Here is a 12,137-nt window from a genome sequence, read left to right as displayed (position 1 = left end):
CGGCGCTAAGCCCTATTGCTCGCCCCGGTGCCAGATGGCTGGACGGCTGCGGCACCCTGTTTGCCCTTGGGCAAGGGGTGTCGAGGAAAGTCCGGGCTCCACGGATACACGGTGCCGGGTAACGCCGGCGGGGGCGACCCCAGGGACAGTGCCACAGAAAACAGACCGCCACCGCCCGCAAGGCCGGCGGCAAGGGTGAAAAGGTGCGGTAAGAGCGCACCGCGCTTCTGGTAACAGCAGCGGCATGGCAAACCCCACCGGGAGCAAGACCAAATAGGGATGGCAGCCTGCCCCGAGCAGGCGAGGCGGTTTCCGGCCTGCCATCCGGGTCGGTCGCGCGAGGCATCCGGTAACGGATGTCCCAGAGGAATAGCCGTCCAACTCACGCAAGTGGGCGGACAGAACCCGGCTTACAGGCTGTCTGGCACCAATCGTTTTCGCAGTTGAGACTGATTGACAGGTGCGCCTCTGCGTCTTTAGGCTGTATCCCGACGGTGCCCATCTGGGCCTAATTGGGAATACGGTGCGGGGAAACCCTAAGCCGTAGCTGCCCCTGCAACTGTAAGCGGAGAGTTTTTCGTCAACTATGCCACTGGTGCTCAGGCGCTGGGAAGGCGGCGAAAAATGGCGACCCGTGAGCCAGGAGACCTGCCGTCAGCCGTGGTCACACGCGCAAGCATCGGGCAGGGTGTTCCGATGGGTGGTCTTGACCGGCAGATTGGCCGGCAGGCGCCGTTGCGCGGTGACGTGCCACACGTTGCCAAGGGGCCTTGCCCATGTTTTTCCCTATCGCTTTTTTGCCGGCGTTGCATCCGCTCGCCAGGTTTTCCCCCAAACGGCTTCCAATTCATTGGCAGCTATCCAGGCAAAGAGCCGGATAGTCCTATTGCCAATATGTTATGTTATAACATAACATAAATCGTCGTTACATTGGCAGTGCGGCTAAGCCATTTGCTGCCTGTTTGGGGATATTCACCATGTCTAAGCCACTTCTTGCCACGCTGCTGGGCAGCGTTGCCCTGTTTGCCAGCCTGTCGCCGACCAAGGCGCAGCAGGCCGCAACAATCCAATTGCCCACCCTGTCGGTCGGCGGCAGCCTGGAAGCCGAGGAAAGCGGGTTGCACCTCAACCTGCCGGCCAGTACTGGCAGTCGGCTTGATCTGACACCAAAGGAAACCGCAGCGGCGGTGGAAACGATTTCGGCCGCCACCTTGCGCGAGCGCGGCTATGCCAGCGTGAATGAAGTGGCACAGCGCGCCACCGGCTTCACCTCCAATGCCGCAGCCGGCAATGGCGGCAGCAGCCTGGTGGCGCGCGGTTTCAGCGGCCATGGTTCGGTGATGCAGCTTTATGATGGCACCCGGCTCTATGTTGCTTCCGGCACGGTATCGTTTCCGTTTGATACCTGGTCGGTTGATCGGGTGGAAATCCTGCGTGGCCCGGCTTCGGTATTGTATGGCGAAGGCGCCATTGGCGGCGTGGTCAATGTGGTGTCGAAAAAACCCAATCCGTTGGAAACCGAGCATGAATTGCTGCTGGAACTGGGCAGCGACCTGACACGGCGGGCAGCGGCCAGCAGCGCCGGGCCGCTGGGCGGCAAACTGTCATATTATGTCGGTGCCAATGCGCGCAAATCCGCCGGCTATGTTGATATGGGCGAGAATGGCAGCGAGGCCTTTACCGGCGCCTTGCGGCTGGATGCCAGCGACACGCTGAGTTTCACGCTGTCGCATGATACCGGGCATCAGAATCCGCAGAAATACTGGGGTACGCCGCTGCGCGACAAGCAGCTCGACAAGGCGTTGCGCGAGAAAAACTACAATGTCTCTGACAGCGATATCGACTATCTCGACAACTGGACTCAGTTCAAGATGGATTGGCAGCTCGCAGCCAATCTGCGCCTGCGTAATAATGCCTACACCTTCACCAGCAACCGGCATTGGCGCGATGTGGAAAGTTATCTGCTCAATCCGGCCACCAACCAGGTGACGCGCACTGACTATATCGAAATCTACCATGACCAGGAGCAGATCGGGAATCGCACCGATCTCACCATCGACAGCCAGATTGCCGGCATGAAAAACCAGAGCGTGGTCGGCTTCGATGTCAATCGCATCGATTTCACCCATATCAACAACACGCCCTATGGCGGCACGTCCACGGTGGATGCCAACAATCCCGATGCCGGCCTGTTCATCAATCAGGCCGGCACATTGCCGCGGCATACTTCCACCGTGCAGCAATATTCGCTGTTTGTGGAAGATCGTCTGGTGTTGAATGAAAGCTGGTCGCTGGCCGGCGGCCTGCGTTTTGATCGCATTGATTTCAGCCGCGATGATCTGGTGGCGAATAGCAGCGTGTCAAAAACCTTCAACGCCTTCAGCTGGCGTGCCGGCGCGGTGTATAATCTCAACCGTGACACAGCGTTTTACGGCCAGTATGCCACGGCGGTCACCCCGGTTGGCGGCTCGCTGCTTGGGCAATCCGTGGCCAATACCCAGCTTGAGCTTTCCACCGCCGAGCAGTTTGAGATTGGCGTGAAGCAGGATGTGTTCGGCGGGCGCGGCGAATGGACTTTGGCGGCCTACCACATCACCAAAAACAAGCTTCAAACCCGCAACCCAACCACGCCTACCGTGGTGGAGCAGATCGGCCAGCAATCATCGCGTGGTGTTGAAGTGAGTGCGGCTTATGATCTGAGCGACAGCCTGCGGCTGGAAGCCAATGCCGCGTTACTGGAAGCGCAATACGACGATTACACCCAGACTGGCGGCGTGTCCTATGCTGGCAAGCGGCCAACCAATACGCCGGAACAGGTGGCCAATCTGTGGGCCACCTGGCGTTTTGCACCGGAATGGAAAGCTTTGGGCGCGGTGCGCTATGTTGGCGATACTTACAGCAATGATGCCAATACGGCGGGGCAGGGTGGCTATTTCCTGGCTGACCTTGGCCTATCCTGGTCGCCGGTGGAAAAGGCCACAGTGTCCTTGCGGGTGCTGAACCTGTTTGACAAGGTGTATGGTCAGAGCCTGTCGGCGGATAAGTGGGTGCTGGGGGCGCCGCGCACGGCTTATCTCACCACCAGCATAAAGTTTTGACCATGTCGCGCCGCTTGCTTCGCTCCGGGTCGCGCTGGCTGCTGCGCTGGCTTTACCTGATCCACCGCTGGATCGGCATCGCCACCTGCCTGTTATTTGCGATCTGGTTCATTTCCGGCGTGGTGATGATGTATGTCGCCTTTCCGGGCTTGAGCGAGGATGAGCGGCGCGGCTTTCTGCCCGCCCTTGATTGGCCTGCGGTGCAACTGGCCCCGGATGCGGCCTTGCGGCTGGTCGGGCAACAGGATTGGCCGCGTAGCCTGCGGCTGGAAATGCTCGGCGCCGAGCCGGTTTATCGTGTCCAGCCCTATAGCGGCGCGGCGCTGGCTTTGTCGGCGCGCGATGGCCGGGTGATCCAAGACGTCAGCGCCGCCGAGGCCGAGGCGGCTATGCAGATGCGTTTTCCGGCGGCCCGGTTTGTTGAGACGGTTGAGCGCGACCAGTGGAGTGTCACGGCGCGGTTCAATCCGCACCGGCCGCTGCATGTGCTGGCGCTGAACGATGCCGCACATACCGAATTATATGTTTCCGCCGTCAGCGGCGAGATTGTGCTGGATACCACGCGACGCGAGCGGTTCTGGAACTGGCTCGGCTCGATTCCGCATTGGATCTATTTCACCCCGCTGCGGGCCGATGCGCCGCTCTGGCGCGATGTGGTGCTGTGGCTTTCCGGCATCAGCATCGTGGTGGCGGCCAGCGGCATCTGGATCGGCATCCAGCGTATCCGGTTGCGTCGTCGCTATGCCCGGGGTCGCCTTTCGCCCTATCGCGGCTGGATGCTGTGGCATCATTGGGCCGGGTTGATTGGCAGCGTCACGCTGCTGGCCTGGATCGTCAGCGGCTGGATTTCGATGAATCCGAATGCCTGGTTCAGTTCAAGGAATCTGGCGCCAGAGGCCTTGCAGCGTTATGCCGCCGCGCCGGGCCTGGATTTTCCGCTGCCGCTGACGGCCCAGGCTGGTGTGCATGAGCTGCGCTTCGGCTGGCTCGGCGGCCAGCCTGTGTTGCAATATCTCGGGCCACAGGGCCTGCTGGCGATTAGCTCCGTCCCGACAGCGGATCATGTGCTGCGCGCTGCCCGCACATTGCTGCCAATGGCGCGGCCAGTGCTGCAAGAAATGCTGCAAGCCGAGGATGCCTATTGGTATTCGCATCATCATCGGCGCGTATTGCCGGTGCTGCGCATCGGCTTCGACGATCCGGCTGCCACTTGGTTCCATATCGATCCGCGCAACGGCGACATCCTGGGCAGCATGGATGCAACGCGTCGCGGCTATCGCTGGTGGTTCAATGCGCTGCACAGCTTCGATTTTGCCTTCCTGCGGCATTATCCGCCGACATGGGAGATCGTGCTGTGGGGCTTTTCGCTGATCGGCCTGGCGGCTTCCGCCAGTGGCGTGGTGATCGGCTGGCGCCGCCTGCAACGCAAGCTTAGCGGTTGACCCGCAGCATGAACGCTTCGCCGATCTGCCCCGGGCAGGGGATGAAGTAAGGCTCAAAAAGCTGCGAAAAACCTTCGCGGGCGCGGGTATCCAGGCACCAGCGCTCGCCGCTATCGGTATCCAGCGACAGGCCGCCCCGTCGCAGGTCAAAAAATTGCGGATTGGCTGCAAACATCTCCGCATTCACGCCGCAAGCCACCGCCACCAAGCGCTGGTTGCGCGGGTCCATGGCCAGGCAATAGGCCGGATTGGCGGCAAAGAAGATCTGATTCCGCTCGCGGATGGTGCGGCTGATGAAATAGCCCTGGGTCTGATTGTCGATGCTGAATTCGCAAGAGCTGAGCAGCACATCCGGGCGCAGCCGGGTCACATCATTGCCGGCGCCGGGCTGAACGGTCAGGCATTGGTTGTTGGCGGTGATCGCCACCACGGAAAACCGTTTCAGCACGGGCGCCTGGCGCGGCAGAAACTCGTTCATGCCCAGTTGCGCCAGCGCTGGCCGCGCCGGGCCGAGCAGCAGCAGGGCGATCAGCAGGCTGGCGGCCAGGCGGCACCAGAGCGGGTGAATCTTATGCGATCGAACCATGCCACAGGTTTAACCGTTAACGGATAGGCCCGGCAAGCCGATCGTGCAGCCGATTTATCCACCGGTTATCCACCGAAAGAACGTGAACAAATGAAGAAACCTAAAAGGTGAGCATTCGGCGACAAGTTGTGGAAATCCTTAGGCCGAATCGCCATATAGGCCCAACCATTCTCCATTGACGCCCATCCTAGCCCATGGTATCCCATATTATCCCAAACATGCCGGCTGCCTCGGTGTTTTTGGGGCGGCAACAGGGCCGCTTTTGGGGGCGTTGTGGACAGCTTTCTCTCCACTTTTCGGAACCGGATCGACGCGAAGGGACGTATCTCCGTCCCAGCGCCGTTTCGTGCCGTGCTGACCAAGCAGGGCCCGGAAGGTGGTGTGCTGCTAGGGCCGGACTGGGTGGCTGATGCCACTTATGAGGCGCGCGTGCTGGTGGCCGGCGGCAATACCTATCTTGATGGCGTGAACAGCCGCATCAACGCGCTGCCGGAATTCTCGCCGGAGCGTGCCGACCTGGAAGACACCCTGCTGGCCTCCTTGGCCCAGGCGCAGTTTGATGGCGAAGGCCGCATCGTGCTGTCGCAGGCTTTGCTGGAGCATGCCGGCCTGTCGGCGCCGGGCGAGGCGGTGTTTGTTGGCCGTGGCCGCAATTTCCAGATTTGGGAACCCAAAGCCTGGGCCGAGCGCGAAGCGGCGGCGAAATCGCGTCTGAGGGCGCAACTGCAAACGATGGGGCGGTCGTGATGCGCGACATGGCCCCAGGTTCCGGTTCTGGCCGTGGTCCTGGTGCCAGCCATGATCCTGCCGCAAAGACTGCGCATCTTCCGGTGCTCTGCGCGGAAGTGGTCGCGGCTTTGGCGCCGCGCGATGGCGAGGTTTTTGTGGACGGGACGTTTGGTGCCGGGGGCTATTCCGGTGCATTGCTGGCGGCGGCGGATTGCCGGGTTTATGGCATTGATCGCGACGCCAGTGTTTTGCTGCATGCCGAACGGGTGGCGGCTGCGCATCCGGGCCGCTTCACCCTGCTGCGCGGCCGCTTTGGCGACATGACCGCCTTGCTGGCCGAGGCCGGCATTGAACAGGTGGATGGCGTGACGCTGGATATCGGCGTCTCCTCAATGCAACTGGATCAGGCCGCGCGCGGCTTTTCCTTCCAGCAGGATGGCCCGCTGGATATGCGCATGGATACCAGCAGCGGCGAAAGCGCTGCCGATGTGGTCAATGGCTACGAAGAAGCCGATCTGGCCGATATCATCTACCTGCATGGCGAGGAGCATCGCTCGCGCGCTATTGCCCGCGCCATCGTCAAGGCGCGTGCCGAAGCGCCGATTGAGCGCACGCTGCAACTGGCCGGCATTGTCGCCCGCGTGGTGCGCGGCAAGCCCGGGCATCATCCCGCCACGCGCACTTTCCAGGCGCTGCGCATCCATGTGAATGACGAATTGGGTGAGTTGCAGCGTGGCCTGGTGGCCGCCGAGCGTCTGCTCAAGCCATCCGGCCGGCTGGCGGTGGTGACGTTCCACTCACTGGAAGACCGTGTGGTGAAGCGTTTCCTGGATCGCCGCTGCGGCAAGGGCGGCGGCCAGTCGCGCCACCTGCCGGAAGCCGCCACGGTGCTGCGTGAGCCATCCTTCATGCCGATCCACAAGGGCGCGCTGGCTGCCAGTGATGCCGAGGCGGCGATTAATCCGCGGGCGCGTTCAGCTAAGCTGCGCGCCGCGCGCCGCACCGAGGCGCCGGCCTGGCCGGCTGATGACATGCAGGAGGCCGCATGAGCCGCGGTTTCTCCTTCCTCGCGTTGCTACTGCTCGGCATTGTCGCCTTCGGCCTCTACCAGCTCTCCTACGAGGTGCAGCGGCTGGAGGATGAACTGGTTGAGCTGAACCGTGCGCTGGGCCAGGAACGTGAAACCATCGGCGTGTTGCAGGCCGAATGGAGCTACCTGTCGCGCCCCGAATATCTGCAAGACAAGGCGCAGCGCCTGCTCGATATGAAGCCCGCCACGGCGCGCCAAATCACCCGGATTGAAGATCTGCCCTGGCGCCAGGAGCGTATCGCCCCGGCCATCCCGGCCCCGGCACCGGCTGCGAGCAGCGCGCCTGCGCCGGTTGCGGCCCTGCCTGTACCTGCTCCGGCAGTGGCAGCGGCACCGGCCCCGGCACCAGTTGCTGCACCGGCTGCTGCCCCGGTTGCTCAACCGGCACCACAGGCAGTGGCTGCCAATGCCAGCGATGTGGATGCCGATGTGGCTGCCGTGCTTGGCGCTATGCGCGGTGACACGGCCAAGCGCCCCGCCGCAGCCAAGGCGAAGGTGCAGTGATGGCCCTGTTTCGCCGCAGCCCCAAACCACGCCCGCCCTGCACCCCGGCGGATATTCCCGGCCGGCCCGCCCTGGTGAAGCTGGAAGGTGAGACCAAGCAGGCGCTGGAAGTGGGGCGTTCGCGCCTGGTGATCGGCATTGCGCTGTTCTCGATGGTGTTTTTTGTGCTGGCCGGCCGGCTGGTCTGGCTCACGGCGGTGAATGGCGCTGCCGAGCCGCCGGTGGCGCGCAGCAGCAATCCGGAATTGCTGGCCAAAACCGTGCTGATGGATCGCCAGCCGATTGTGGATCGCAACGGCCAGATGCTGGCCACCAACCTCAAAACAGCGTCGCTGTTTGCCGATCCGCGCAAGATTCTCAATCCCGATCAGGCGGCTTTGCGGCTGGCGCAGACCTTGCCGGAATTCTCGGTGGCGGATTTGCAGGCCAAGCTGGCACCGGGCAAAAGCTTTGTCTGGATCAAGCGCAATCTCACGCCGCGCCAGCAATATGAAGTCAATCGCCTGGGCATTCCCGGCCTGTATTTCCACACCGAGCAGAAGCGCGTCTATCCGCAAGGCAGCCTGGCGGTGCATGTGCTGGGCTACACCGATATCGATGGCAAGGGCATTTCCGGCATCGAGCAGTATTTTGATGAATCGCTGCGTGACCCGGCCCGCACCGGCGACCCGCTGGAACTGAGCCTGGATATCCGGGTGCAGCATATCGTGCGCGATGAATTGTTCCGCGCCGTGCAGCATTTTGAAGCGATTGGCGGCGGCGCCATTGTTATCGACGTGCATACCGGCGAAGTGGTTTCCATGGTCAGCCTGCCGGATTTTGATCCGCTCAATCCGGGCGAGGCTTCGAAGGATGCGCGCTTCAATCGCATCACGCTTGGCGTCTATGAAATGGGTTCGACCATGAAGACGCTGAACACCGCCATGGCGCTGGATTACGGCACCGTGAAGCTTTCCGGCGGTTACGACGCGACGCATCCGATCCAGATTTCCCGTTTCCAGATCCGCGACGATCATCCCAAGCGGCGCTGGCTCAGCGTGCCGGAAATCTACATGTATTCGTCGAATATCGGCTCGGCCAAGATGGCGGTGGATGTTGGCCCGGGCTTGCAGCGTGAATTCATGGCCCGCCTCGGCATGTTGCACAAGCCGGCGGTGGAACTGCCCGAAATCGGCGCGCCACTGATCCCGCGCAACTGGAAAACCGTTGAAACCATGACCATCGCTTTCGGCCATGGCCTGTCGGTGACGCCGCTGCAACTGGCCTCGGCCACGGCGGCAATGATCAATGGCGGTGTGCTGCATCCGCCCACATTGGTCAAGCGCCCGCCCGGCCTGCCGGCGCCGGGGCGCCAGGTGATCAAGCGCGACGTTTCCGATGTGATGCGCAAGCTGATGCTGTTGGTGGTGGAAGAAGGCACCGGCAAGAAGGCCGATGTAGAAGGCTATCTGGTTGGCGGCAAGACTGGCACCTCGGAAAAGGTTGGCGCGCGCGGCGGTTATAATCGCAAGGCGCTGTTCAACACCTTTGTGGCCGGCTTCCCGATGCACCAGCCGCGTTATCTGGTGCAGGTGATGCTGGACGAGCCGAAGCCGCAGAAGGGCACCTATGGTTTTGCCAGCGCCGGCTGGACCTCGGCGCCCACGGCCGGCCGAATTATTTCGCGCATCGCGCCGCTGCTCGGCGTGCCGCCGGTGGATGAAAACGCCCCCGAGATAAAGCAGGCCATGTATGTGCCGGTGCCGGGTGCCAAGCCGCAGGAGAAAAAACTTGCGGCTCAATGACCTCTGCACCGATCTGAGCCTCGATCCGCGCGTCGCCGGGCTGGATATCCTTGGCCTCACCGCCGATAGCCGCGCCGTGCGCCCGGGCTATCTGTTCGCCGCCTTGCAAGGCAGCGCCATGGATGGCCGTCGCTTCATCCCCGATGCCGCTGCCAAGGGCGCGGTGGCGGTGCTCAGCGATGCGGTTGATCCGGCCTATGCGGAAAAGCTGGCTTTCATTGCCGATGCCAATCCGCGCCGCCGTCTGGCGCTGATGGCAGCGGCATTTTTCGGTGCGCAGCCGGAAACCATCGTTGCCGTCACTGGCACCAGCGGCAAAACCTCGGTGGCGAATTTTGCCATGCAGCTTTGGGCGCTGCTGGGTCACAAGGCGGCCAGCCTGGGCACGCTGGGCCTGCTGGGGCCGGGCCTGCATGAAAAGGGGGCGCATACCACGCCCGATCCGGTGGAGCTGCACCGCCTGCTGCATACGGCCGTGGCCGCCGGCTGCCAGCATCTGGCCCTGGAAGCTTCCAGCCATGGCCTGGACCAGTTTCGCCTCGATGGTGTGAAACTGCGCGCCGCCGCTTTCACCAATCTCAGCCGCGACCACATGGATTACCATGCCACGGCAGAGGAATATTTCAGCGCCAAGCTGCGCCTGTTTTCTGCCCTGCTGCCACCCGATGGCGCCGCGGTGATTGATATGGATGGCGAATACGGCCCGCGCGTGGCTGCCTGTGCAATCCAGCGCGGCCAACGCCTGATCCGCTATGGCCGCCACGGCGCCGAATTACGCTTGCAGGATTTGGCGCCGCATGCCGGTGGTTTGCGTTTCCGCTTTGCAGCTTTTGGTGCCGAGCATGAGATTGATTGCCCGCTGATCGGCGGTTTCCAGGCTGGCAATCTGCTGGCCGCGCTGGGCCTGGTGATTGGTGCCGGCGCCGAACCTGCTGCCGCCATCGCCGCCTTGCGCCATGTGATTGGCGTGCCGGGGCGTATGCAACTGGTCGCCAGCCGCCGCAATGGCGCTGCGATATTCGTGGATTACGCCCACAAGCCGGATGCGCTGCAAACTGCTTTGTTGGCCGCGCGGCCGCATGCCAGTGGCCGGCTGGTGGTGGTGTTTGGCTGCGGCGGTGATCGTGATCGTGGCAAGCGGCCATTGATGGGCGGCATCGCCGCCCGGCTGGCTGATCGGGTTTATGTTACCGACGACAATCCGCGCAGCGAGCAGCCCGAGGCAATCCGCGCCGCCATCATGGCGGCATGCCCGGGCGCCATCGAGATTGGTGATCGCCGCAGCGCAATCCTTGCCGCCGTGGCCGAACTGGCGCCGGGCGACTTGCTGCTGCTGGCCGGCAAGGGCCACGAGCAGGGCCAGATCGTCGGCGCTGAAACCCGCCCCTTCGACGATGCTGCCGAAGCCCGTCTTGCCGTGTCTGCGGCGGATGCGGGGTCAAATCCGGGCAGCGAAACATACGGGAGTAAAGGTTAATGGAACCCTTCGCTCTCTGGACTTCTGATGAAGCTGCCCGCGCCGTGCAGGGCCGCAGTGAAACCGGCTGGGCCGCTGCCGGTGTGGCCATCGACAGCCGCGCGGTTGCGTTTGGCGATCTGTTCATCGCCCTGCATGGGCCGAATTTCGACGGCCACCAATTTGTTGCCGATGCGCTGGGCAAGGGCGCGGCGGCGGCGATTGTGGATCGTATTCCGGAAGGCTTGCCGCCTGGCGCCAATCTGCTGCTGGTGCGCGATACCTTCCAGGCCTTGAACCAGCTTGGTGCTGCTGCACGCCAGCGCTCGGGCGCCAGGGTGGTTGGTGTCACCGGCAGTGTCGGCAAGACCAGCACCAAGGAAATGCTGCGCCTGATCTTGTCGGAACAGGCGCCCACCCATGCCTCGCTCGGCAATCTGAACAACCATTGGGGCGTGCCGCTCACGCTGGCGCGTATGCCGATGGACAGCCATTTCGCCGTGATCGAGATGGGCATGAATCATGCCGGCGAAATCGAGCCGCTATCGCGCCTGGCGCGGCCGCATGTGGCGGTGATCACCACGGTGGAAGCGGTGCATCTGGAATTTTTTGATTCGGTTGCCGGCATCGCCGATGCCAAGGCGGAAATCTTTGCCGGCCTGGAGCCGGGCGGCGTGGCGGTGCCGAATCGCGATAATCCGCATTATGACCGCATGGCTGCCAAGGCCCGGGCGCAAGGAGTTGAGGTGATCGGCTTCGGCGAGCATGCTGAAGCCCAGGCCCGCCTGATCAAATATGCCGCGCATCCGAATTGCTCATGCGTTGCCGCCGAATTCATGGGCCAGGCGCTGACCTACAAGATCGGCGCACCGGGGCGCCATTGGGTGCTGAATTCACTGGCGGCGCTGGCGGCGGCGCAGGCGCTGGGTGCCGATCTGGCCCAGGCCGGCCTGGCATTGGCCAGCATCGCCGCGCCGAAAGGCCGTGGCGAGCGCCATCTTCGCCCCTGGCGCGATGGTGAAATCGAGATCATTGACGACAGCTATAATGCCAGCCCGGCCAGTATGCGCGCCGCCTTTGCTGTGCTGGCGATGGCCAAGCCTACGACGCCGCGGGGCCGCCGCATCGCAGCGCTGGGAGACATGCTGGAACTCGGCGCCACGGCTGCCGAAGCCCATGTTGATCTCGCGCCGGCCGTGTTGGAACACGGTATTGATCTGGTTTTTACCGCCGGGCCGCTGATGCAGGGATTGCATGACGCCTTGCCGCCCGAACGGCGCGGCGCCCATGCCGCCGATTCCGCCGCGTTGATCGATGTGCTGCGCGCCGTGTTGAAGCCGGGCGATGTGCTGCTGGTGAAGGGCTCGCTCGGCAGCCGCATGGGCCGGGTGGTTGACAATCTGCTGATGCCGGCGCCGCGCGCCGCCAGTGGCTGGTAAGGAAAGGAT

9 protein-coding genes, 1 other RNA gene and 1 riboswitch are annotated in these 12,137 nt (G+C 63.0%); of the genes, 9 read left to right on the top strand and 1 reads right to left on the bottom strand.

Going from position 1 to position 12,137, the window contains the following annotated elements:
- Positions 1–30: 30 nt before the first annotated feature.
- From rnpB to KBB36_RS14700, 3 genes are all read left to right on the top strand, one after another.
- Positions 31–429, top strand: an RNA gene (gene rnpB, locus KBB36_RS14710) — RNase P RNA component class A.
- A 46-nt stretch (positions 430–475) separates the two neighbouring features.
- A riboswitch (cobalamin riboswitch) is annotated at positions 476–671 on the top strand.
- Positions 672–977: 306 nt separating this feature from the next.
- A complete protein-coding gene (locus KBB36_RS14705; protein WP_290982350.1) occupies positions 978–3,098 on the top strand; it encodes a TonB-dependent siderophore receptor in 2,121 nt (706 codons plus the stop codon).
- 2 nt (positions 3,099–3,100) lie between these two features.
- Positions 3,101–4,540, top strand: coding sequence for a PepSY domain-containing protein (locus KBB36_RS14700; protein WP_290982347.1), 1,440 nt, complete (start codon positions 3,101–3,103; stop codon positions 4,538–4,540).
- On the opposite strand, the gene KBB36_RS14695 is transcribed toward KBB36_RS14700, so the two are convergent.
- On the bottom strand, positions 4,530–5,126 hold the full coding sequence (locus KBB36_RS14695; protein ID WP_290982344.1) for a hypothetical protein: 597 nt from the start codon (positions 5,124–5,126) through the stop codon (positions 4,530–4,532). The two genes, KBB36_RS14700 and KBB36_RS14695, sit on opposite strands and share 11 nt — an antisense overlap.
- A gap of 351 nt (positions 5,127–5,477) precedes the next feature.
- Here KBB36_RS14695 and KBB36_RS14690 point away from each other — a divergent pair, with 351 nt between their 5' ends.
- Genes KBB36_RS14690 through KBB36_RS14665 form a run of 6 tightly spaced genes read left to right on the top strand, consistent with a single transcriptional unit; the run spans position 5,478 to position 12,128 of the window.
- The gene (locus tag KBB36_RS14690; RefSeq protein WP_290982342.1) at positions 5,478–5,873 is read left to right on the top strand and encodes a hypothetical protein; all 396 of its coding nucleotides are present in this window, start codon (positions 5,478–5,480) and stop codon (positions 5,871–5,873) included.
- Positions 5,874–5,881: 8 nt separating this feature from the next.
- Complete coding sequence (gene rsmH / locus KBB36_RS14685; protein WP_290982356.1) at positions 5,882–6,904, top strand: 16S rRNA (cytosine(1402)-N(4))-methyltransferase RsmH; 1,023 nt, start codon at positions 5,882–5,884, stop codon at positions 6,902–6,904.
- Complete coding sequence (locus KBB36_RS14680) at positions 6,901–7,449, top strand: hypothetical protein (protein WP_290982339.1); 549 nt, start codon at positions 6,901–6,903, stop codon at positions 7,447–7,449. The genes rsmH and KBB36_RS14680 overlap by 4 nt, the downstream gene beginning before the upstream one ends.
- A complete protein-coding gene (locus tag KBB36_RS14675; protein WP_290982336.1) occupies positions 7,449–9,233 on the top strand; it encodes a penicillin-binding protein 2 in 1,785 nt (594 codons plus the stop codon). Before KBB36_RS14680 ends, KBB36_RS14675 begins: the two co-directional genes overlap by 1 nt.
- Complete coding sequence (locus KBB36_RS14670) at positions 9,220–10,710, top strand: UDP-N-acetylmuramoyl-L-alanyl-D-glutamate--2,6-diaminopimelate ligase (RefSeq protein WP_290982334.1); 1,491 nt, start codon at positions 9,220–9,222, stop codon at positions 10,708–10,710. The genes KBB36_RS14675 and KBB36_RS14670 overlap by 14 nt, the downstream gene beginning before the upstream one ends.
- Positions 10,710–12,128, top strand: coding sequence for a UDP-N-acetylmuramoylalanyl-D-glutamyl-2,6-diaminopimelate--D-alanyl-D-alanine ligase (locus tag KBB36_RS14665; RefSeq protein WP_290982331.1), 1,419 nt, complete (start codon positions 10,710–10,712; stop codon positions 12,126–12,128). The genes KBB36_RS14670 and KBB36_RS14665 overlap by 1 nt, the downstream gene beginning before the upstream one ends.
- Positions 12,129–12,137: the final 9 nt, after the last annotated feature.

The sequence above is a fragment of the Ferrovibrio sp. genome (assembly GCF_017994015.1).
Lineage (GTDB): Bacteria > Pseudomonadota > Alphaproteobacteria > Ferrovibrionales > Ferrovibrionaceae > Ferrovibrio.
The sequence above is the reverse complement of the archived record's forward strand: the minus strand, read 5'-3'. Positions and strand labels throughout refer to the sequence as shown.

Excerpts from the sequence above, each read along its gene's own strand:
- KBB36_RS14705 (WP_290982350.1), top strand. The coding sequence starts at position 978 with ATGTCTAAGCCACTTCTTGCCACGCTGCTGGGCAGCGTTGCCCTGTTT.
- KBB36_RS14700 (WP_290982347.1), top strand. The coding sequence starts at position 3,101 with ATGTCGCGCCGCTTGCTTCGCTCCGGGTCGCGCTGGCTGCTGCGCTGG.
- KBB36_RS14695 (WP_290982344.1), bottom strand. The coding sequence starts at position 5,126 with ATGGTTCGATCGCATAAGATTCACCCGCTCTGGTGCCGCCTGGCCGCC.
- rsmH (WP_290982356.1), top strand. The coding sequence starts at position 5,882 with ATGGCCCCAGGTTCCGGTTCTGGCCGTGGTCCTGGTGCCAGCCATGAT.
- KBB36_RS14680 (WP_290982339.1), top strand. The coding sequence starts at position 6,901 with ATGAGCCGCGGTTTCTCCTTCCTCGCGTTGCTACTGCTCGGCATTGTC.
- KBB36_RS14675 (WP_290982336.1), top strand. The coding sequence starts at position 7,449 with ATGGCCCTGTTTCGCCGCAGCCCCAAACCACGCCCGCCCTGCACCCCG.
- KBB36_RS14665 (WP_290982331.1), top strand. The coding sequence starts at position 10,710 with ATGGAACCCTTCGCTCTCTGGACTTCTGATGAAGCTGCCCGCGCCGTG.